Below are 22,520 nucleotides of genomic sequence, written 5' to 3' on the forward strand. Positions count from 1 at the left end.
GCCGCCAGGGCGGCCGTGGCTTTCAGAATCTGTCCCACGTTTTTCTTCCCTATGTCTTTGTCTTAATTATAGAAACGATAGCATACACAGAACCATTGTGCGGATTTAACTGCGCCAGTTCAAGTCGAACCGCCCCACACTGCCTATTACTTTCGCATGAGCAAAGCAAAGTACGTCGTGGGCGATACGAAACCCCGATCGTGACCAACCCGAACCAAGCCTATTTGCCCTTCCAGTTCGGCGTTCGCTTGTTGAGGAACGCATCCATTCCTTCGCGAAAATCCTCGCTCATATAGGCGCGCAGGATCAGATCCCGGCCCTCCTCGCGCGACAGCGTGCGGCGAATACGGAGCACCGCTTCCTTGGCGGTTTCCATCGTGATCGGCGCATGACTCGCGACGAGCTTGGCGGTTTCATCGGCGCGGCGCTGCAGCGTCGGAACGTCAGGCACCACTTCGTTGAGCAGACCGAGCGACAGCGCCTCCGGGGCCTCGATCAGCCGCGCTGTAAAAATCAGGTCCTTGGTCCGCGCCGGCCCGACCAACGCAACAACCCGGCTGATATTGGACATCGACAGGCAGTTGCCCAGCGTGCGCGCGATGGGAAAGCCGATGCGCGTCGCTGCGGTGCCGATCCGGATATCGCAGCAGGCGGCAATCCCGGCGCCGCCGCCGGTGCAGGCACCGGCGATGGCCGCAATCGTCGGCACCCGGACCTTCTCTAATGTACCCAGCACGCGATCGATCCGCTCCTCATATTCGAGTGCGTCCTCCGCGGTCTTGAAGGCACGGAACTGCGAAATGTCGGTACCCGATGCGAACGCCTTTTCTCCCGTGCCGGTCAGGATCATGGCCTTGATCGAGCGGTCCTGGTTGACGCTCTCGCAGATCGCCGCCATCTGCTCGTACATTGCAAAGGTCAGCGCGTTGCGCGCCTGCGGCCGGTTGAACGTCAGCCGGGCGATACCGTCCTCGACGGAATAGAGCAGGTCTTCAGTTGCAGCGACCGGTGCGTTCATCACAGTTCTTTCCGTTCTTTTCGTTATTGGGTCGAGACCGGTTCAGGCGACGGCGACCTTTGGCTTGGAAACGACATCGCGACCCTTGAGCACTTCCATCGCCGCCAGCACGCCCCCGCCACGGTGCGGCACCTTGGCGAGATCGAGACCCATCTCGACACCCGAGAGCGTGCCCATCAGCATCAGGTCGTTGAAGTGGCCGATATGGCCTATCCGGAACACCTTGCCCTTGATCTTGTTGAGGCCGGTGCCGAGCGACATGTCGAAGTTTTCCAACACCACTTTGCGGAAATGGTCGGCGTCATGGCCTTCCGGCATCACCACGCCGGTCAGCGCCGGCGAGTGTGCGCCCTGTTCCTGGCACTGCGTTTCCAGGCCCCAAGCCTTGATGGCCGCGCGCGTCGCGGCACTGTGGCGCTTGTGGCGCGCGAACACATTTTCCAGTCCTTCTTCTTCGAGCATCTTGATCGCTTCGCGAAGCCCGAACAGCAGATTGGTTGCCGGCGTATAGGGCCAGGTGCCCGCCTTGTTGATCGCGATCACTTCCTGCCAGTCCCAATAGGAACGCATGGCCGGATTGGCCTTCGCGGCCGCGAGCGCCTTTTCCGATACGGCGTTGAAGCCGAGACCCGGCGGCAGCATCAGTCCCTTCTGTGACCCCGCGACCGACACGTCGATGCCCCAGGCGTCGTGCTCATATTCCAGTGAGCCGAGACCGGAAATGGTGTCGACCATCAGCAGCGCCGGATGCTTGACGCGGTCGAGAACCTTGCGGACTTCGAGCGGATAGGTGACGCAGGCCGTCGAGGTCTCGTTGTGAACCACGCATACGGCCTTGATCTTGTGCGCCTTGTCGGCCGACAGCTTCGCCTCGATCTGCTCAAGGTCGGCGCCATGACGCCAGTCACCGGGCAGGAAATCCACTTCGAGCTTGAACTTCTCGGCAATACCGCGCCACAGCACGGCGAACTGCCCGGTCTCGGCCATCAGTACCTTGTCGCCGGGCTGCAGCGTGTTGACGAGGGCGGCCTCCCAGGCACCGGTGCCCGACGACGGGTAGATGATCACCGGCTGTTTGGTGCGGAACACCCGCTGCATGGCCGCCAGCACCGCGTGGCCGATCTCGGCGAATTCGGGACCCCGGTGATCCATGGTTGGCATGTCCATGGCGCGCAGAACCCGGTCCGGCACGTTGGTCGGTCCCGGAATCTGCAGAAAATGCCGTCCAGAGTGCACAGTCATGGGGCGTCCTTCCCGGTCTTGTCTTACGAGTATTGGCTTCACGAGCCGCTCGAATATCACCATTCGGCGGGCTTGTCCCCCGCCCGGCGGGGCCCGTCAATGCCCAAGAGGCAGGGCTTTGCCTTGCCAAGGCGGACCCCGGCAGGCAAGAGACTGAGGTGCACTCACGAGACCAAGGCAATGGCGGCAACAGGGGCCGAAAAGTCACAAAATTCGGCTGAAAACAGCGCCCTCGCCGTGCGTCTTGCTCGCGAGATTACCGGCGACGTCTTCTTCGACGCGTTCAACCGTGGCCGCTACGCGACTGACGCCTCGTTCTACCAGATGATGCCCCTTGGCGTCGTGGCCCCCCGGACCATGGACGAGGCGTTGCGGACGCTGGCCATCGCAAGGGACGCCGGCCGAATCGTCACCCCGCGCGGCGGCGGCACCTCACAATGCGGCCAGACCGTCAATGAGGGGATCGTCGTCGACTTTTCCAAATACCTGAATCGTGTCCTCTCGCTCGATGTCGAAAATCGAACCTGCGTTGTCGAACCCGGCATCGTGCTCGACGACCTCAACCGCCAGCTCAAGAAGCACGGGCTTTGGTTCCCGGTCGACGTCTCGACGGCGTCGCGCGCCACCATCGGCGGCATGGCCGGCAATAATTCCTGCGGCGGCCGCTCGCTGCGCTACGGCACCATGCGCGACAATACGCGGTCGATGGATGCGGCGCTGGCTGACGGCACGCGGCTGCATTTCGGCGAAGTGCAGCGCGATCTCGCGGGCGTGAATTCATCCGATAGCGGGCTTGCGCTGTTCCGCGACATGCTCGATCTCGGCACGCGCGAGGCAGCCGAGATCGCCGAACGATTTCCGAAGGTGCAGCGGCGCGTCGGCGGGTACAATCTCGATGCGCTAGTACCGCGCAACGCGGCGAATAACATGGCGCACCTGCTGGTCGGCTCCGAAGGCACGCTCGCCTTCACCACGCAGGTCGAGCTCAAGCTATGGCCTGTTATCCGCAACAAGGTGCTGGGCGTCTGTCATTTCGGCAGCTTCTATGAGGCGATGGACGCGGCCCAGCATCTGGTGAAGCTGCGCCCGATTGCCGTGGAACTGGTCGACCGCACCATGATCGCGCTGGGCCGCGAGATCGCGATGTTCCAGCCGATCATCAGCACCGCCGTGCGGGGAGATCCCGATGCGGTGCTCATCCTGGAATTCGCCGAGGAAGATCAGGCTGAAAACCAGCGCTGCCTGAAACAGCTCGTCGAACTGATGGCCGATCTCGGCTTCGGTTGGGACAAGCCGCAGCGCAAATGGGGCGGCGTGGTTGAAATCACAGAACCCGCGCTGCAGACCGGCATCGCCGAGTTCCGCGCCGCAGGTCTCAACGTGATGATGTCGATGAAGCAGGAGGGCAAGCCGGTCTCCTTTGTCGAGGATTGCGCGGTGCCGCTGCCGCATCTTGCCGACTATACCGAACGCCTCAACGGCATTTTTGAAAGGCACGGCACCCGCGGCACCATGTATGCGCATGCCTCCGAAGGCTGCCTGCATGTGCGTCCCGTGCTCAATCTGAAGCTGGAGAAGGATGTCAAGGCGATGCGCGCCATCGCCGAAGAGACCTTCGAGATGGTGCGCGAATACAAGGGCTCGCATTCCGGCGAGCACGGTGACGGCCTGGTCCGCTCCGAATTCCATGAAGCGATGTTCGGTTCACGCATCGTTGCCGATTTCAGAGAGGTCAAGCAGCGCTTCGACCCGGACAATGTCCTCAATCCCGGCAAGATCGTCGATCCGCCCAAAATGGACGACCGCTCGCTGTTTCGCTATCCGCCGGATTATCGTATCGGCGAACTGAAAACAGCGCTCGATTGGTCGGCCTATCCCGGCGCCGGCGGCGGCTTCCAGGGCGCCGTCGAGATGTGCAACAACAACGGCGCCTGCCGGAAGCTCGAAGGCGGCGTGATGTGTCCGTCCTACCGTGCGACCCGCAACGAGAAGGACGTCACCCGCGGCCGCGCCAATACGCTGCGACTGGCGATCTCCGGTCAACTCGGACCGAACGCGCTGGCTTCCGACGAGATGATGGACACGCTGAAACTCTGCGTCTCCTGCAAGGCCTGCCGCCACGAATGCCCGACCGGCGTGGACATGGCCAAGATGAAGATCGAGGTGCTGGCGGCACGCGCGGCAACATACGGCCTATCGCTGCGCGATCGGCTGGTTGGATATCTGCCCCACTATGCCGGCCTCGCGTCCCGCCTCGCCCCACTTGCCAACTGGCGCAACGGCAGTCCGCTGCTGCGCAAGCTGTTTGAAAAATTCGCCGGCATCAGCGCGCAACGCGCCCTGCCCGCATTCCGGCGCGATGTATTCCGAGCCGATGCCGAGGCCTTTGGGCCGGAGAGTGGCCGCGAAGTCGTGCTATTCGCCGATACGTTCAACCGTGCCTATGAGCGGGAAAATCTCGATGCCGCGCTACGCGTGCTGGTTGAAGGCGGATACCGCGTCCACATCCCAAAACCAGCCGATCGCGTCAGGCCGCTGTGCTGCGGGCGCACCTTCCTCTCTGCTGGTCTGGTCGACCAAGCGCGAGCCGAATTGGACCGGCTAGTCGCAACCTACGCGCCGTTCGCCGCGCGCGGCGTACCGATCGTCGGCCTCGAGCCGAGTTGTCTCCTGACGCTGCGCGATGAGCTGCTTTCCTTGCGCTCCGATAACGACGCCAAGAGCATCGGCGCGCATGCGCTGCTGTTCGAGGAATTCCTGGTTCGCGAGGCGGAGGCCGGCCGTCTGCGGCTGCCGCTTGGTTCGATGCCTGCCAAGGCGCTGGTTCACGGCCACTGCCATCAGAAATCATTTGGCGCATTCAAGCCGGTCGAAAAAGCGCTTCGCCTCGTGCCCGACCTGAACGTCGAGATCATCGAGTCCAGTTGCTGCGGCATGGCCGGCGCCTTCGGCTATGGTGCCGACACCTACCAGGCATCGATGGAAATGGCCGAGCTCTCACTGCTGCCGGCTGTCCGCGGCGCCGACCAGACCACACTAATCGTCGCCGACGGCACCTCGTGCCGGCATCAGATCAAGGATGGCAGCGGGCGATCAGCCCTTCACGTCGCGCGTGTTCTGGCGATGAGCCTCGACCGTGCAAAGTCCAATTGACCTCTCTCCTCCCATGCAAAGGAACCGACCCATGGCTGAACTCACCCTCGACGTCGCCCGCAAGATCCTTGATGCCGCCCTTGCCAAAGGCGCCGAGAAAAAGCTGAAACCGCTGGTCATCACCATTCTCGATGCTCGCGGTTGCGTCAAAGCCACGGCAGCGCAAGACGGCACCAGCCTGATGCGGGCCGAAATCGCGCACGGCAAGGCCTATGGCGCCCTTGCGCTGGGCATGGGCTCACGCGCGCTGTTCCAGCGCGCGCAGGAGCAGGCCTATTTCGTCAGCGCGATAAACACCATGGCACAAGGCCGTCTCGTTCCGGTGCCCGGCGGAGTGTTGATCCAGGACGGCGGTGTTCTGCTTGGCGCCGTCGGTGTCAGCGGCGACACCTCGGACAATGACGAGGTTTGCGCCGTCGCTGGTATTGAAGCTGCGGGGCTTAAGGCTAACGCCGGATAAGTGCAGGCCGTCACAGGCCGAACACCATCAGAACGAATGAGGCGTCCAGGAAGCGACTTCTCAAAGCGCGCTCGATATCTGTTGCCTAGGCGCAACATGCCTGAAGCGATTGTCAAAACCTGCCCTGGTCGCATTGATCGGGGTTCCGACTCCGATACCATCAACTCATATTTTAGCAATTTCCTACGATGGGTTTGGGGGCTGACGTGCTGGGAATGGGGAATGCGCGCCGCTCCGAGCGGCGGCTTGGGAGTTCGAATGCCGCTTGGGCGCTGGCGCTCGGGTTATGCGCGAGCCTTTTGGCGCCGGCAGCCGCGCTCGCTTCAGCAGGATGTGATGCCGTAAACGGTGGCACGCTCAATTTTGCGAAAACTCCGGGCGGCACCGTCAATAGTCCGCCCGTCAATGCTGCTTTTTCAGCCGGCGAAAAGTTGACATTGACCGTTACTAATCCGGGCAATGCTGCTTCTCTCAATACGCCAAATTCGCTGGTCCTGAGGCTGGGCGCCGCGGCAGTGAACGGCAATTCGATTGCCAATGGAACGACACTGAGCCTGACCGCGAACGGCACCGAAGTGTTCGCACAATCGGGCGTCGGCGAGACCGCAGCCGCCAACATAACCATTGCCGTCGTCTGCCAGGCCGTAGCGGCTGCAACGACGACGACAGTGACCTCATCGCTCAATCCATCCGCCGTCGGCCAACCCGTCACCTTCACCGCTACCGTCAGTGGTACCGGCGGCACACCGACAGGAACGGTGAACTTTCTCGACGGCGGCGCCGTGATCGGTAACGGCGCACTCGCAGGAGGCGTCGCAACTTTCACGACCGCGAACCTTGCGCAGGGAAACCACAGCATCACCGCCGCCTACGCTGGTGCAGGAAGCTTTACCGCGAGTACGTCGGCGGCTTTGACTCAGGCGGTCGGCGGCACGGCCGACAGCGCCAAATTGCAGGCGTTGCAAGCGATGGCCACCAAGGTGGTCGCGCAGAATTCCGGTTCGGCGATATCGGGCGCGGTCGACAGCGCCATATCGGAGGGTTTTGGCGGCGGTGGTCCGCCCGCCACTGTCAGTGGTGCAGGCGTTCGCTTCAATTTCGCGGCTGACCCGGACGGAAAGCCGGATACCATCGCGCATGCCGCGGATCCATTCAGCGGCTCGTTAGGGACGGCGCGCAGCTTTGCACCGGAACAACGGGATCGCGAGAACGATGCCTTCGGCGCGCTGGCCTATGCCGGCGGTTATGCCAAGGCACCACCGCGTCGGGTCGAACAGCGGGATTGGTATGGCTGGGCGGAAGTCCGCGGCGCCCATCTGGATCGTTGGGGGACCGGTGGATTGGGCGTGGTGACCGGTGCCTCATTGCTCTCAGGTGATCAAGTCAACCTGCTGGCAGGCGTTACCCGCAAGCTGACGCCGAACTTCCTGATCGGCGTGCTCGGTGGCTACGAGACCTTCGATTATCGATCCGACGCGCTACAGGGACGGTTGAAAGGCGATGGTTGGACGGTTGGTTCGTACCTGGGATGGATGCTTGCGCCAAACATTCGCTTCGACGCGGCGTTCGCCTATTCCGGCATCGGCTATGACGGCAGCGCGGGCACTGCCTCCGGTCAATTTGGCGGACAACGCTGGCTGCTCTCCAGTGGACTGACCGGCACTTACCAAAGTTGGGGCCTGCAGATCGAGCCCTCCGCGCGGATCTATGCATTGTGGGAGCACGAGAATGCCTACAGAGATACGCTTGGTACCCTGCTGAGTGATCGCAACTTCGCAATCGGCCGCGCCAGTGGCGGCGTGAAGCTGTCCTATCCCGTGGCCTGGATATCGACAGCCACACTGGTCCCCTATGTAGGAGTCTACAGCGATTACTATTTCAATTCGGATAATCTGACGCTGGTTGCGGCCGTGCCCGCAATTCCTGTCATCAATGTGTTCGATGGCTGGTCGGCGCGCGCAATTGGCGGGCTGGCTGCAAAGTTCAACAACGGAGCACAGGTTGCGATCGGGGGTGAGCGTAGCGGCATCGGAGGCAGTTTCGGCCTCTGGACCTATCGCGCACGCGCCTCCGTACCGTTCGGAGCGCGATAGCGCTGACCGACACTCACTCCACGATCAGCGGTCGTGCGGATAGCCGAGAAGCTTACCGCCCCGGCCATGAGGGTTTGCGCTTCTCGCCGAACGCCTTGAGACCTTCCTTGGCGTCTTCCGTCATGGCCAGCAAGGCGATCTGGCTTTCGGTGTAGGCGATGCTTTCGTCGAACGACATCGAAGCGATGGCGCGCATGGCATATTTGCCGCGCCGGATCGCGGTCGGCGATTTGTCGACGATACGGCTGATCAGCCATTCGACCTTGGCGTCGAGCTCGGCTGACGGCACCACGTAATTCAGCAGCCCGGCGGCCTGAGCCGTCTTGGCATCGAACGGTTCGCCCGTCAGTGCCCACTCATTGACGAGGCGCGGCGGCGCCATCGATTGCAACAGGCTCATCACCTGCATCGGAAACACGCCGACCTTCACTTCGGGCAGCCCGAAGATCACGTGATCGGCGGCCACCGCCATATCCGTCATGCACAGCAGGCCCATGCCGCCGGCCATGCAAACGCCCCCTACCCGCGCAATCGCGGGCTTGGTGGCGTTCTGCGACAATCGCAACAAATCGGCGTAGTCGACATTCGGCCTGGAAAAATCCATCGCGAAGGCGGCGCCGCTGTTCTGCAGGTCGGCGCCGGCGCAAAACGCCTTCTCGCCCGCCCCCGTCAGCACGATGACGCGCACTTCCTTGTCGTCATGGGCGTCGCGATAGCCCTTCCCAATACCGGCGACCACGTCGGCATTGATGGCGTTGCGCTTGTCCGGCCGGTTGATGGTAATCCAGAACGCCTGTCCGCGCTTCTCGCGTATTACGCTGCTGTTGTCGGTCATTGTTCCGCTCGCCCTGTTTGCCATGGATTGGCGAACATTTGCGGCAGGATGGCAGGAAACTGCAAGCGGGATTTAGGCCGCGGGTGCGGCCTTCTTCACCCAGACCTTGTTGTCATGGAACGCCGCGCCCCCCACGGGCGCAACCGCCTCGGCTCCGGTCAGCATGTTGATACCACGACCGCCGATATGCGCCTTGTTCGGCTGGATGGATTCCGCGATCAGGACGCCGCGCCGAACCCCGTCGAACAGCTTTACCGTCAGATTGGTCTCGCCTCTGACATTGCCCAGGGTGACGACCTCTCCGTCGGCGAGCCCAAGCTCCGCGGCATCGTCGGGATGCATCATCACCGAGGGCTTGCCCTCGCGCGCGATCGAAGATGGCGTTTCGTTGAAGCTGGTGTTGAGGAAGCTGCGCGCGGGACTGGTGGCGAGACGGAACGGATGGGCCTCGTCCGCTTCCTCGATAATGGTCCAGTGGTCCGGCAGCGATGGCATCTGCGCCCACGGCCCCAAACCGGCGTTGCCGAAAGGAGGGTTCGCCCAGTCGGCCTTGAAGTGAAACTTCTTGTCCGCATGCGCAAAACCGTCGAGGTAATGCGAGGTGCGGAAATCTGGCTGGAGGTCGCGCCACAGATCCGCCTCCAGAGCCGCGATATCGCCATGGCCGCTCTTCTGCAGCGTCGCGTCGATCAGTTCGCGCGGCGACATCGTAAACCCGGGATGCACCGCGTTGAGCCGACTGCCGAGGCCCTGCAACACCTCGTGGTTCGAACGGCACTCGCCGGGCGGATCGATCAGCTTGGCGCCGACCGAAATATGCTGATGGCCGCCACCGTAATAGAGATCATCGTGCTCCATGAACATGGTCGCCGGCAGCACGATGTCAGCCATGTTAGCCGTCTCGGTCATGAACTGCTCGTGCACCACCATGAACAGGTCTTCGCGCGCAAACCCCTGGTGCACCAGCGCCTGCTCCGGCGCCACCGTCATCGGGTTGGTGTTCTGGATCAGCATCGCCTTGACCGGCGGCCCGCCCTTCAAGGCTTCCGCGTCGCCGGTCAGGATACGTCCGATCTGCGACTGGTCGAGCCAGCGGGTGGTACGGTCGAGCGCGTCGTGGCCCTCGATGATGGATTCATCGAACTTCCAGATCGCAAAATTGTTGAAGAACGCGCCACCGCCCTCATGTTGCCAGGCGCCGGTTACCGCCGGGATACACAACGCCGCATGCATCTGCGCCGCACCGTTGCGGCTCCGGGTAAAGCCATAGCCGAGCCGAAAGAACGAACGCTTGGTCTGACCGACCAGGCGGGCGAACGCCTCGATCTCCTCGACCGGCACGCCCGAGATGGACGATGCCCACTCCGGCGTACGGGTCGCAAGGTGCGCTTCCAGTTCATTCGGGCAATCGGTGTAGCGATCCATATATTCGCGATCGGCGTAACCTTCCCGGAACAACACGTGCATGACGCCGCAGGCGAACGCGCCGTCCGTGCCGGGCTTAAGCAGGATCTTGATGTCGGCCTGCTTCATGGTGTCGTTGTTGTAGACATCGATCGCCGCGATCTTGGCGCCGCGCTCCTTGCGGGCACGCATCGCATGCGTCATCACGTTGACCTGGGTGTTCACGGGATTGGTGCCCCAGATCACGACGAGGTCGGACGCGCCCATTTCGCGCGGATCGACGCCGGCGATCTTGCCGGTGCCGATGGCAAATCCGATACGGGCGACGTTCGCGCAAATCGTGGAATAGAACCGGGAATATTTCTTCACATTGGCAAGACGGTTGATGCCGTCACGCATCACCAGGCCCATCGTGCCGGCGTAATAATACGGCCAGACCGATTGGGCACCGAACTCCTTCTCGGCCTGATCGAAACGCGCGGCGATTTCGTCGAGCGCTTCGTCCCACGATATTCGCGCAAACTGTCCGGAACCCTTGGATCCAGTGCGGCGCATCGGATGCAGCAGCCTGTCGGGGTGATGGATGCGCTCGGCATAGCGGGCGACCTTGGCGCAGACGACGCCGGCAGTGTAGGTCTGCTGCTTGGAGCCACGCACCCGGCCGATGCTGCGGCCGTCGATCACCTCGATATCGAGTGCGCAGGCCGATGGGCAATCATGCGGACAGGTGGAGTGGCGGATGTCGACCTTGGCATGCTGGTTCATGCCCCGATAGGTAACATCAAAATCCGCCGTCGCCGAGTAGCTTTATCGGCGGGCACACCAGCGAAAACAGCAAATAAGCCATGCATCAGGCGTCGAGGGCCCCCCTTTCGCGTGGAGCGCGGTGCCTCCGCCAGCGCGTTCACGCGCCTTCGATGCGCTATCGGCGCACACCGCAGGGGCCCGAAACACAAAATCGCGAAAACAACCCCATGCAAAGAAAACAACCCTTTGCAAAGTAAGAGAATAACCGGCACCGGACACCCCAGAGAGCTACGATTGACACGCCGGGCACATCAGTGACACTTCTTCATCATCCCCCAATTTTGGCAAATGCACGCCCGGCGCGCGGCGCAATAGTGCGGCTTGCGTCAAGAGCAGCCGACCGGCTAGGCCGAGCACTCATAAGTCGCCATGTCCGCTTAGCCCCAGAAGCGGCAGAAAAGCAGACACTGGAGAACCGCCGTTTAGTGCCAAACGCAGACATTTTTTCCTGAGAACCGCAATTCGGCGGGCGGCCGCTGTTTGCGAGGTTCTTCAGTCGTTGGACAAATTGCGCGGACGCTGCCAGCCGCTCCTCGCCCCGTAGCTCAGCGAGCCACTCCGGATCGTCACCCTCATACAGCAGCATGTCTGAGATGAGCGGGGTCTTTGCGAGCACATCATGGCTGCTGGCCGGCCGCGCTTCGTACGCGTCAAGCTGCCGCCATGCTTCGAGGCGACGTTCGAGCCGGGCGCGGAAATCCTCGCGCACCCTCGCCTGGAGCTCGTCCGCCGTGTAGGTGCGCCAGCCCAACGACCGCATCATCTCCTTCATTCGCAGGACATGCTGCGCCGCCTCGGCCTTGGTCGGCGCGACTCCCGGATAGTCGCCGAACTTGAAGTCGAGATAATCTTCGCCCTTGTTGCGAAGGCACGCGAACATATGGTGGAGCCCCTCGAACAGGCCGATCTCGCGGGTGCCGGTCCGCATCCATTCAAGGTGGGCCAGCATGTGGTGGGCGACGGTCGCGAATTTGTCGTCCGCCAGCGCCTCGACGAACGGCCGGTGCAGAGCAAGGTCGCGTTCGAGCTGAGCGCCGATCTCGACCGCCGGGGGATCGTATCTGAGGTCCTGCGAGGCGCGATCGACAAACACGACATCGTCCGCTCGAATGTCGACGTCTCCCATGATCCAAATCTTGTCGCCGCTGCCCTTGCGCCGCCACCAAGGCACAGTCCTGCTCTGAACCATCCCTCGCGTTCCATCGGGCAGCAGTGCATTTTTCGCCCGAAGGGGGCTCGGCGCCGTGCCCCGGGAGCAATTCCAGTAGACCACAGCAACGCTATGTCGCGTGTGGCACTCGAACTGGTTAGGATCTGTCACGATTGGCGTGCGCGTATCGGCCGAAAAACCAGCCCATGGCGAATACTTCCGGTCACGCAGCGGCTCGCCGATCCATCGCCAGATAAGCTTCGAATGCCACAGGCGATCAAGCCATCTCTGCAGCATCCAACAGGGGACGGTGCAACATGCTGTAGCGAAGCTGCTCGAGCAGCGTCAGGTCAAACTGCAGAAAGCGCTGATAAGGATACCTGCGCATGTCGCCTCCTCTCGGCCTGCGGCGAGCATGCGGGATCAACGTTAAATCGGTTTTAAACTTTGAGGCGCCCGGCGCGTCATGACCGATGCTTAGTTTTACATCCGCTCGGTCCGCAGGTCCGGCGGTCGGTCGATGTCGCGATTTTTTAGAAGTGTTTTATAGATAGCTTCGAAGGTTAGCTTCGGGTCAACAGCGGAAGAACTCGAAGTGAGCATAACGAGTCCGCTTTCAAGGGTGTAGCTGCCGCGATCACTGTGCGGGACAGGCCGCGCCCGACTTCACCCAGGCCTCGACCAGCGCGCCGGCCTGTTTTTGCGTACCGGGCGCGGGGCTGCGGCCAACGCCCGGAGACCAGGCCCAGCCGACGAGCGTATCTGCGCCGATGTGATCGATCAGATCCTCGGGCTTGCGACCGCCGTTGCGCGCGGGATCCTTGAGCTGCGTACAAATCTCGGCAACCGTCTTGCCCTCCCATGCCATTTCGCGCGGCGCGAGGTGCCATTCCGGGTGACCCGGCATGCGACCGGGCTCAAAGTTCGCATTCTGATGGCAAATCGAGCAGCGCATCGCCGGAAGGCCGTGGCCATCGATGCCGCGCGCGACTGGTGGCTGATGCAGGCGGCTCTCATCGCCTTGCCGCGGACGGTCAGTGGCCGGATGGCAATTGGTGCAGCGCGGATGGGTGAGCACTTTGCCGAGTTCAGTGAACATCGCCGCCGATCGCGCGTTCGTATCGGCAATGGATGCGAAGCTCTCGGGGCTGGCAAGGTGCTGGGGCGCGGTTTCGGAAACCGCGTAGCCCGCAAGCATGTTCGTCGCTACGGTGGCGATAGAGACGAGAAGCTGAAACCGCAGTTTCGATTTCATGTCGCCTGGTCCTCGCGTCCGGTCATTGGGTCGCCACAAGATAGCGCTTGGAATCCGCGAGGATCACGTCACGTACAGCCTCATGATATTTGACATAGCCGGTGCAACGGCAGATGTGTCCGTCGAGTGCTTCCGCAATGGTTTTTTCGAGTTCCGCGCGCGCGACCGGCGCCTTCGCCAGACGCTCCAGCAGCACCTGTCCCTCGTTCAGGAAACCGGCGGTGCAATAGCCGCACTGGAACGCGAAGTGTTCGACAAACGCCTTCTGCAGCGTCGTAAGCTCGCCATTCTTCGCATGTCCCTCGACGGTACGAATAGCCTTGCCGTCGAAACTCACTGCCGAAACGACGCAGGTCGGGCTGGTAAAACTCGTTCCATCGAGGTTGTCGATGATGACGGCGCAGCTCAGGCACTGCGCAGCGCCGCAGCCGAACTTGGTGCCGGTCATCCCGAGATACTCGCGCAGGAAATCGTTCATCGAAAGATCGTCGCGAACATCTGTTGGGCCGTGCGCGCGGCCATTGATGGTGATGCTCAATTTGGTCACGCGAGCACTCCCTTGAGCAGGCCGGCGGTCACCGGCAGGGATTGGAAACGGCGGCCGGTGGCGTCGAAGATGGCGTTCAGGATCGCCGGCACCACCGGAACCATCACGACTTCCGCCATGCCCTTCGGCGGCTCGTCCGGCGTCAGCGGCGGCAATATCTCGGTTTCGAGGTCATGCAGCGGCAAATCCGATCCGCGCGCCACAAGATACTGCCCGAGATTCCACTGGCCGTTGCCGGGACCACCCTCGTAGGGTGGCAGGTTCTCCAGCAACGCATAACCAACGCCCATCGCAAAGCCGCCTTGCGCCTGGCCCAGCACCACTTCGGGCACCAATGCGCGGCCACATTCAAATACGTTGTAGGCCTTGGCGATACGCAGCACGCCGGTCGCGCGCTCAATTTCGACGCGGACCAGCGTTCCGCACATCGAGGTGTAGGTGTTGCCGCTCTGGTTGTTGACGGCTGGCGGGAATCTGACGCTGACCCGATCGATCCGGGCGAACTTGCCGCTACCCTTCCGTACCGCCAGCGCATCGATTTCGGCGCGATATTGTTCGCCGTTAAGCGGAAAGCGCGCACGCGACCACTCCCAGCGGGAGAAGCTGTGCGCCATGGCGCCGGTCACCAGATTGCGTGCATGCGCCTTCGCGGCCAGTGCCGGCAAGGGCAGCGCGGCAAGACCGGACATAACAAGCTGCCCGTCTTTCCATTGCGCCTTCGCCCAATCCTTGGCGCGCGGGTCGGTCGGAGCGATGTTCCACAATTCAAGCGCCGCCGGCCACAGGCCGAAGCGGAAGATGACACGCGCCGCCTCGGCCGCCGAATGGGTTCCAACATGCGCGCCGACCGAGGCGCTGGTCGCCGTACTGATCGCGGGCACCCAGCGCGGGTCTTTCTCTGCCCGATCCTGCGTCTTCTGATCCATCGTGTAGGGATCGCCCGACGTGACCAGCCCGAGGACATCATAGCTATCGACGCGTGCCACCGAAACTTCGTCGGCGACTATGCCGAGATGGATCGCGACCCGGTTGGCCAGCGCCGTGCCAATACCATTGCCCATCTCGACATGGTCGCAATAGATCGTAATCCGGCCTTCGGGCGAGAGTTCGACACGCCCCAGCGAACAGTCGGCGCCGGCGCCGTAGTCCTTGGTCACACAGGCGAGCCCGGTGCCAACGAGGGTGCCAGGGCGCGCTGCCGCCTTCTGCTGCGCGCGCTGCTGCCAGATCGGATGCTTCTCGAGCTTGTCGAGCATTTCCGTGGTGCGGACCGAGACGCTGTAGCGATTGCCGCACATGGTCCGGCCGTCGGGCTTGAGCGCGTTGCGGCGCCGGAATTCAATCGGATCGAGCGGCAAGGCAGCTGCGACTTCGTCGATCAGCACTTCCAGCGCGGTCATACTCTGCAGCGTGCCGTAACCGCGCATCGACCCGGCCGTGACGCCACGGGAATGCACCACAACCGTGGTCACATCGACTTTGGGAATGTCGTAGATGCCGATCGCTGCAGTCGCGGCAACGGTTGCCACGTTGACAGAAAAGTTCGCAAGGCCACCGCCATCGAGCACATGGTCGGCGGCGAAGGCCGTGATCTTGCCGGTGCTCCGGTCGACCCCGATCCGGGATCGCATCTTGAAGGGATGGCGTTTGATGCCGCCCTGAAACTGTTGATAGCGATCCTGTGCGAGCCGGACTGGACGGCCGGGAAAGAACATCGCCGCCAGCGCCACATAGAGGACGAACGGGGTGTGGTCGCGGCCGCCGAAGCCACCACCGACATAGGTGAACTGGGCATTGATGCGCGCCGGCTTGAACGGCGCGCTCGCCTTGCCGAGCATATGCTCAATCGCTTCAGCTGCCTCGTAGGGAGACTGCACGCCAAGGACGAGTTCCAGGCTTTCGCTTTTGTTGTTGTACCAGGCGATGCCGGCTTCCGGCTCGAGAAACATCGGATCGACGGATTGGGTTTCGAACTCGCGATCCAGCATCAGCAGATTGGAATTTTTCGCTGCGAGTTCGCTTCGAATTTGTTCGCCATGGACCGCGGCCTTGGAGTACGGCGCCGGCGTGTCCTTTGCGAGCGGCGACCACACCGGGAGTGGCGAGATCTGGGAGCGTCCCGGGCTGACCCAGCCCGCCTGGATCGGCGAATAGACATCGGGCGCATCGGGCGTTGGGCCGGCCACCCGCGTGAACCGATAGGCACCGTAGCTTGGTATCGCGACCGGGCCGGTCTCTTCGCCGAACTTGACGAAGGTCCCGTCTCGCAACGCCAGCCGCGCCCGGTCGAAGGCGTCAAACGTCTCGAAGATCAACAGCGCGACCGGCTGCCCCAGATAGATCGGCGTCTTGCCGACCGGACAGAACAGATCGCCGGTGTAGAATGCTGGAACGCGGGTGCCGATTTTGTCGAGGTCCGCTGCGGTCACGACCATTGACGGCTTGAGCGCGCCGCTCAGCCGCGCGAGATCCATTCCGACATAGACATGCGTGGCGTCTGGCGCGCGAACCAGGATCGCGTGCGAGGTGCTTTGCGGCCAGCCCGGCAGGTCGGACGCGCGGAAATCAGACGCGTAGAGTTTCGCGCCGGTGACTTTGGCGACACCGTCGATGCGGCCAGCACCATTGGCCGCCGGGTTCCAGCCCTCGCGTCCCGGGAGTGAGGCACGAGGGGGCAACCCAGCCGCTTCCGCCGACCCCAGGCGTGACAGGCTGAGCGCGATGCCGCTCGCCGACACCCATTTCACAAATTCGCGCCGCGAAGGCCGCATGTTCCTACCTGTCGGTCAACACTATCGGAACTACTTCAGATCGGCGATCGACGCGGGACCCGGCCCGGTTGTCACCAATGTCGGCCATTGCTTGGAGCCGAACGGAACGACGGGCGGCAGGAACGGCGTCATGCCGCGCTTGCCGGTTTCCGCAACGATCGCGACACGCGCGTCGCCCCCCATCAGCTCGTAGTCCATCAGATGATAGTTGCCAAAGAACAGCGAACCGACCGAGCGATCCGCAATGATGCGGGTCAAGGATTCCAGCATGTCCGCCGGCGTCGTCGTGAACGAAACCGTCTCGATCAGCAGCAAGCGGCTGTTGATCGCGTCAGGACCGAAGAATTGCGCCAGGATGCTGAACAGAACGTTGTTCTGGCGAGCCACATAGATTGTGTTGCTCGCGGCATAGGTCTTGTCCCAGTCGGCGCCGAGTTGCTTCTTCCAGTCCGCCAGCACCGTCATCCAGTGCCCGACTTGTGTCTGCGCCGCCCAAGCCACGTTCTTCGCCAGATACGGCGCCTGCTTCTTGCCGAAGGCTTCGAGCGCGGCGAACGGCACGACGCCCTTGGCGACGCACTCGTCCATGAACGCGAGGTTGTTCTGCAGGATGGTCCGATTGTTGTCGCGCCAACCGGGTTCCATCGGTGTGGCGTCGAGGCCATCGAGCGCCGATTGCATGCGGCTGCGATAGGCCAGCATCGCCCCGCGCCAGGATTTGTCATCGGGGTTGTCGACATAGGGGCCGACGACCTGGGCCAGCGCCATCGTGCTGTGGCCGACCGATTTCAGCAGTTGATAGACGATCGGCACCTGCGGCGCATCCATTGGCGCCATCCCCGGCCGGTGCAGGATCATCCGACCGCCGGCGCCCGAGAACAGGGCGAGAATCACCGGATGCTTGTCCAGGATGTTCTTTTGGAAGATCTTTGCTGCATTGCCATAAAGCTCGAACATGCCGGTGTTGAGCGCCAGCATATCCCTGGTCGCGATATCCGAGACGGTTGCAGCCGATTTACCCGAGATCGGCGCCATATAGGCCGGAAGGGTCTGGGCATTGGTGACGGCGCTACTGCTGGCGAGCAGTAGGGCAGCAACAGCCATGCAGGGGAAGAACTTCATGTCACGCTCCTCGCGACGGGGTGTTCTGGATCAGCAATCAGTTTCCCACTCTCAATGATTCTATTTGCGTTGGCCACGCCAGCGTTGCGTCGATGATACAGATGGTTGCGGCTTGATTGATGCAAAACGTCAAATAGGAACGTCAAATAGGACGAGGCACTTCCGAAAGGGGCTGGGGATCAATGGGTTCAAACAAACCAGCAGCGCGACGAATGTCGCATCTGAAGGTACTGGCGGTCACCGCGCGGATCGCTAGACTTCCCTGAAGCCAGATTGGGCCGGCAACAGGCCAAGCAGAACAAGGCTGGGTTCGGGAGGTTGAAATGATCCGCTTGAGATTGGCGCTTGCCCTGGCGGCAACGCTTTTCGCGGCACAGACCGTTCTTGGGACAACAGGCCTGGCGCAGGACTATCCCTCAAGGCCAGTCCGGGTGATCGTCCCGTTCGGCGCCGGTGGCCCTGCCGACGTCACCGCCCGCCAGATCGGCAGTATCCTGCAGGAAAGCTTCGGCCAGCCCTTCGTGATCGAAAATCGTACCGGCGCCGGCGGCGTCATCGGCACGGTCGAGGCGGCCAAGTCACCGCCTGATGGTTACACGTTGCTGATGATGTCGAACACCCAGACCGCCAATGAGTCCCTGGTGCCGCAGCGCAAATATGAGCTGATGCGTGATCTCGCGCCGATTGCACCGGTCAACTACTCTGACCTCGTAGTCGTGGTTCACCCTACGGTCCAGGCGAAGACGCTGCAGGAATTCATCGCGCTAGCCAAATCGCAATCCGGCAAGCTGAATTATGCGTCGTCCGGCCAGGGCACGCCGTATCACATGGCCGGCGAGCTGTTCAAAACCATGGCCGGCGTTGATCTCGTGCATGTGCCCTACCGCAACAGCGGCGAGGCGCGTAGCGGCGTGATTGGCGGCCAGGTGCAGATGATGATCGACGCCGTTCCGACGATGGCGCCCAATGTCGCGGAGAATCAAGTACGCGCGCTGGCGACCACCGGCAAGACGCGCTCCACGGTGCTGCCCAACGTGCCGACGACGATCGAGGCCGGCGTTGCCGGCTATGAGGCGACCATCTGGCTGGGATTGATGGCGCCGGCAGGAACGCCAAAGGCGGTCATCGACAAGATCAATATCGCCGTGAACGCCGCGGTGAAACGGCCGGATATCGTCAAGCTCTGGACCCAGCAGGGCGCGGTTCCCATGGCGATGACGCCGGAAGAGTTCGACAAATTCCTGCGCGGCGATATTGTGAAGTGGGCTGAGGTCGTCAAGAAATTCGACAAGCCGCAATAACAACCGCCAGCCAGGGTGTTCGCCCGATGCCAAGCGTTCGATTTCGCCTTAATGGCGTCGAGACGGATGTCGACGCTGATCCCGATCGGTCGCTGCTGGACATTTTGCGCGGGCAGCTCGGCATGACCGGATCGCATTTCGGCTGCGGCGCGGGTGAATGCGGCGCCTGCAACGTCATGCTCGGCGACCACGCCGTGGCGGCCTGCGATACGCCGCTGTGGTCGGTGGCGGACAAGGACATCACGACCATCGAGGGCTTGGGAACGGCTGAGCGACCGCATCCGCTGCAACGGGCCTTTATCGCCGAGCAGGCGCTGCAATGCGGTTATTGCGTCTCCGGAATTCTCATCAGCGCGGCCGCGCTGCTGAAACGAAATCCCGCGCCCACCAGCCGCGAGGTGAAGGAGGCGCTCGACGGTAACCTTTGCCGTTGCGGCTCGCATAATCGCATGGTGCGGGCGGTGCTGCGCGCAGCCGACGAGATGGCGGCGGAATGAACCAGCCAGCGCCGAGCCCGTCCTCGCCCAAATTGCCGGTGAATCTCGCGGCAAACCCGAACCTGTCATCCTGGTTGAAATTTTCGCCGCAGGGACAGGTGACGGCCTCGCCGGGCAAGGTGGAGATCGGGCAAGGTATCGTAACGGCGCTGGCCCAGATCGCCGCCGACGAACTCGACATCGATATTTCCCGCGTGCAGATGATCCGCGCGTCGACCGCTGTCAGCCCCAACGAGGGCGTGACTTCAGGCAGCCTCTCCGTGCAACAATCGGGACGCGCGATGCGGCATGCCTGCGCCGAGGTACGCCAGATCTTTCTTCAACTGGCATCGGAACGGTTGGGTGTCGACATCGCCTCGCTCGGTGTCGAGGACGGCACCATTTCCGGGCCGGGCAATGTCACGACGAGCTATTGGGAGCTTGCGGAAGAAGTCTCGCTCGATCGCGACGCGACGCCCGATGTGAGACCGAAGCCGCCCACACGCCGCGCCCTCGCCGGAAACTCGGTGCAGCGGATCGACATCCCCGACAAGGTATTCGCGCGACCGCGCTTCATTCACGATTGGGCACTGCCGGAAATGCTGCACGGCCGCGTGTTGCGGCCGCAGAACGCGCGCGTGAAACTCACCGGGCTAAAAGACGACAGCGTCCGCGCGATGGCCGGCTTCGTCGCGGTGGTGCGCGATGGCAGTTTCGCGGGCGTCGTCTGCGAAACCGAGCATGGCGCGGAGGCAGCGCTGCAAGCCTTACGCAAAGGGGCGGTCTGGACCGACGGTGAGCCCCTGCCCGATGAAAGCGATTTAGCTGCATTCCTGAAGGCCGAACCCTCGGAAACAACGATCATCGATAAGCGAACAGCATCGTCGCCCGGTGCCAAGAAGCGGACCCTTCAACGGCGATATACCCGCCCCTATATCGCTCACGCCTCGATCGCGCCCTCCTGCGCCATGGCACAGTGGAATGGCGACCGCGTCCACGTCTGGACCCACAGCCAGGGCGTCTATCTCCTGCGCACCGATCTGGCGCTGGTTCTCAAATTGCCGGCCGAGAGTATCATAGTGGAGCATCTGGAAGGCGCCGGCTGCTACGGACACAATGCGGCCGACGACGTTGCGCTCGACGCTGTGTTGCTCGCCAAAGCCACCGGCGGCCGGCCGGTTCGAGTGCAATGGTCGCGCGAAGCCGAGATGTCGGATGCGCCGCTTGGCGCGGCCATGGCGATCGAGATTGAGGCCGATCTCGACGCAGCGGGCGAGATCATCGACTGGCGCCATTCCATCTGGAGCAACGGCCATGTGGCACGGCCGGGGCGCGCGGCGCAACCGGCGCTGCTGGCGGGATTCGAGCTGGAGAACCCGTTTCCGCGGATGATCTCGACCAATCCACCGCAGGCCAATGGCGGTGGCGGCGATCGCAATGCCGTACCGCTCTATGACTTCCCATCATGGCAGATCGAAAGCCATCGCCTGACGACGATGCCGATCCGCACCTCCGCGCTGCGGACGCTGGGCGCGCAGGGCAATGTATTCGCAATCGAATCCTTCCTCGATGAGATCGCCGCCGAGCGCGGCGAAGATTCGGTCGCGTTCCGACTACGTCATTTGGGGGACGAGCGGGCCAAGGACGTGATCGGCGCTGCTGCAAGGCGCGCCCGGTGGAAGCCGGAGAAGCAACCCGGCATTGGCTACGGCATCGCCTTTGCCCGCTACAAGAACACCGGCGCCTATTGTGCCGCGGTCGCCGAGATCGAAAGCGCCGAGGATATCCGCGTCCGGAAGCTCACTCTGGCGGTCGATGTCGGCGAAGCCATCAATCCCGACGGCGTCATCAACCAGATCGAAGGCGGTGCGATCCAGGCCACCAGCTGGGTGTTGAAGGAACGCGTCCGCTTCGACCGCGAGCGCATCACCAGCACCAATTGGACGGAATATCCGATCCTTCGCTTCAGCGAAGTGCCGGAGGTTGAAGTCGAACTGATCCAGCGGTCTGAGATGGATCCGGTCGGCGCCGGCGAAGCTGCCCATGGCCCGGTCTCGGCGGCCATTGCCAACGCTGTGTTTGACGCGCTCGGCGTGCGCGTGCGCCATCTTCCAATCACGCGCGAAAGTATCATCGCTGCCATGGAGCAGGCCCCGTGAGCAACCTGAACATCCTGAGCGGCGGCGCAGCACAGGGACTGGTCGGCAGCCTGGCTTCGACATTCAAGGCGCAGACCGGCTTCGATATCGTGGGCGAGTTTGGCGCGGTTGGCGCCATGGCCGACAAATTGCGCAAGGGCATACCGGCCGACATCGTCATTTTGACCGCAGCGATCGTCGCCAAGCTTGCCGAGGAGAAGCTGGTGGTCGCCTCGTCGATCGCAAATGTCGGCTTGGTAGAGACCGCCCTCGCCGTTCGCGCTGGCGATCCTCGGGTTACGGTCAAGGATACCGTAGGCTTACGCGAATGCTTGCTTGCATCGGATGCGATCTACGTGCCGGACACGGTAGCCTCGACCGCCGGCATTCATGTCGCGAAGGTTCTGGTGCAACTCGACATCACCGACGAAGTCGCCGCACGGCTCAAGATTTTCCCGAACGGCGCGACCGCCATGCGCGAAATGGCGGCTTCCGATGCGCGACGTCCGATCGGCTGCACGCAATCGACCGAGATCATCAGCACCAAGGGCGTCAGCCTGTCCGGAACTCTGCCACCCGGCTGCGAACTCGCGACGATGTACACAGCTGGCATCGCTACCAGGGCCGCCCACGCTCCCCAGGCGCAGGAATTGATCGGCTTGTTGATCGGCGCAGGGCAACAAGAACAACGCGAGCGCGCAGGCTTCATCAGAGGCACGACTTAACAGCTTCTCCGAAGGGTATCCTA

General features: G+C 62.6%; 16 protein-coding genes. 7 read left to right on the forward strand and 9 right to left on the reverse strand.

What is annotated here, in order from left to right; translation table 11 throughout:
* Positions 1-220: 220 nt before the first annotated feature.
* Positions 221-1,018, reverse strand: a complete 798-nt coding sequence (locus JQ574_RS02425; protein ID WP_212210096.1) for an enoyl-CoA hydratase/isomerase family protein — start codon at positions 1,016-1,018, stop codon at positions 221-223.
* 42 nt (positions 1,019-1,060) lie between these two features.
* Positions 1,061-2,260, reverse strand: a complete 1,200-nt coding sequence (locus JQ574_RS02430) for an alanine--glyoxylate aminotransferase family protein (protein ID WP_212210095.1) — start codon at positions 2,258-2,260, stop codon at positions 1,061-1,063.
* A gap of 180 nt (positions 2,261-2,440) precedes the next feature.
* On the opposite strand from JQ574_RS02430, the gene JQ574_RS02435 reads away from it, so the two are divergent.
* From JQ574_RS02435 to JQ574_RS02445, 3 genes are all read left to right on the forward strand, one after another.
* Positions 2,441-5,413, forward strand: a complete 2,973-nt coding sequence (locus tag JQ574_RS02435; RefSeq protein ID WP_212210094.1) for an FAD-binding and (Fe-S)-binding domain-containing protein — start codon at positions 2,441-2,443, stop codon at positions 5,411-5,413.
* A gap of 31 nt (positions 5,414-5,444) precedes the next feature.
* Positions 5,445-5,873, forward strand: a complete 429-nt coding sequence (locus JQ574_RS02440) for a heme-binding protein (protein WP_212210093.1) — start codon at positions 5,445-5,447, stop codon at positions 5,871-5,873.
* Between the two features lie 215 nt (positions 5,874-6,088).
* Positions 6,089-7,966 (forward strand): Ig-like domain repeat protein, encoded by a 1,878-nt coding sequence (locus JQ574_RS02445; protein WP_249119026.1) that lies wholly within the window; start codon positions 6,089-6,091, stop codon positions 7,964-7,966.
* 52 nt (positions 7,967-8,018) lie between these two features.
* Here JQ574_RS02445 and JQ574_RS02450 read toward each other — a convergent pair whose 3' ends face one another.
* The 7 genes from JQ574_RS02450 to JQ574_RS02480 all read right to left on the reverse strand — a co-directional run bounded on the left by JQ574_RS02450 (position 8,019) and on the right by JQ574_RS02480 (position 17,857).
* Positions 8,019-8,801, reverse strand: coding sequence for an enoyl-CoA hydratase/isomerase family protein (locus tag JQ574_RS02450; protein WP_212210091.1), 783 nt, complete (start codon positions 8,799-8,801; stop codon positions 8,019-8,021).
* 72 nt (positions 8,802-8,873) lie between these two features.
* Entirely contained in the window at positions 8,874-10,970 is a 2,097-nt protein-coding gene (locus JQ574_RS02455) for a molybdopterin oxidoreductase family protein (protein WP_212210090.1), read from the reverse strand.
* Between the two features lie 310 nt (positions 10,971-11,280).
* The gene (locus JQ574_RS02460) at positions 11,281-12,138 is read right to left on the reverse strand and encodes a hypothetical protein (protein ID WP_212210089.1); all 858 of its coding nucleotides are present in this window, start codon (positions 12,136-12,138) and stop codon (positions 11,281-11,283) included.
* Positions 12,139-12,799: 661 nt separating this feature from the next.
* Complete coding sequence (locus tag JQ574_RS02465; RefSeq protein WP_212210088.1) at positions 12,800-13,417, reverse strand: Isoquinoline 1-oxidoreductase subunit; 618 nt, start codon at positions 13,415-13,417, stop codon at positions 12,800-12,802.
* 22 nt (positions 13,418-13,439) lie between these two features.
* Positions 13,440-13,964: a (2Fe-2S)-binding protein gene (locus tag JQ574_RS02470; RefSeq protein ID WP_212210087.1), complete on the reverse strand. Its 525-nt coding sequence runs from the start codon at positions 13,962-13,964 to the stop codon at positions 13,440-13,442.
* On the reverse strand, positions 13,961-16,735 hold the full coding sequence (locus JQ574_RS02475; protein WP_212210086.1) for a xanthine dehydrogenase family protein molybdopterin-binding subunit: 2,775 nt from the start codon (positions 16,733-16,735) through the stop codon (positions 13,961-13,963). The genes JQ574_RS02470 and JQ574_RS02475 overlap by 4 nt, the downstream gene beginning before the upstream one ends.
* Before the next feature lie 30 nt (positions 16,736-16,765).
* Complete coding sequence (locus JQ574_RS02480; RefSeq protein WP_212210085.1) at positions 16,766-17,857, reverse strand: hypothetical protein; 1,092 nt, start codon at positions 17,855-17,857, stop codon at positions 16,766-16,768.
* Positions 17,858-18,180: 323 nt separating this feature from the next.
* Between JQ574_RS02480 and JQ574_RS02485 the strand changes: the two genes are divergently transcribed.
* From JQ574_RS02485 to JQ574_RS02500, 4 genes are read left to right on the forward strand one after another with little or no spacing between them, the layout of a single operon-like run.
* Positions 18,181-19,158 (forward strand): tripartite tricarboxylate transporter substrate binding protein, encoded by a 978-nt coding sequence (locus JQ574_RS02485; protein WP_212210084.1) that lies wholly within the window; start codon positions 18,181-18,183, stop codon positions 19,156-19,158.
* Positions 19,159-19,184: 26 nt separating this feature from the next.
* Positions 19,185-19,655 carry a (2Fe-2S)-binding protein gene (locus JQ574_RS02490; protein ID WP_212210083.1) on the forward strand — a complete coding sequence of 157 codons (471 nt, stop codon included), beginning with the start codon at positions 19,185-19,187 and terminating at the stop codon, positions 19,653-19,655.
* Complete coding sequence (locus JQ574_RS02495) at positions 19,652-21,793, forward strand: molybdopterin cofactor-binding domain-containing protein (protein ID WP_212210082.1); 2,142 nt, start codon at positions 19,652-19,654, stop codon at positions 21,791-21,793. Before JQ574_RS02490 ends, JQ574_RS02495 begins: the two co-directional genes overlap by 4 nt.
* Positions 21,790-22,497 (forward strand): substrate-binding domain-containing protein, encoded by a 708-nt coding sequence (locus tag JQ574_RS02500; protein ID WP_212210081.1) that lies wholly within the window; start codon positions 21,790-21,792, stop codon positions 22,495-22,497. Before JQ574_RS02495 ends, JQ574_RS02500 begins: the two co-directional genes overlap by 4 nt.
* Positions 22,498-22,520: the final 23 nt, after the last annotated feature.

The organism is Bradyrhizobium sp. AUGA SZCCT0158, from assembly GCF_018130065.1.
Taxonomy (GTDB): Bacteria; Pseudomonadota; Alphaproteobacteria; order Rhizobiales; family Xanthobacteraceae; genus Bradyrhizobium.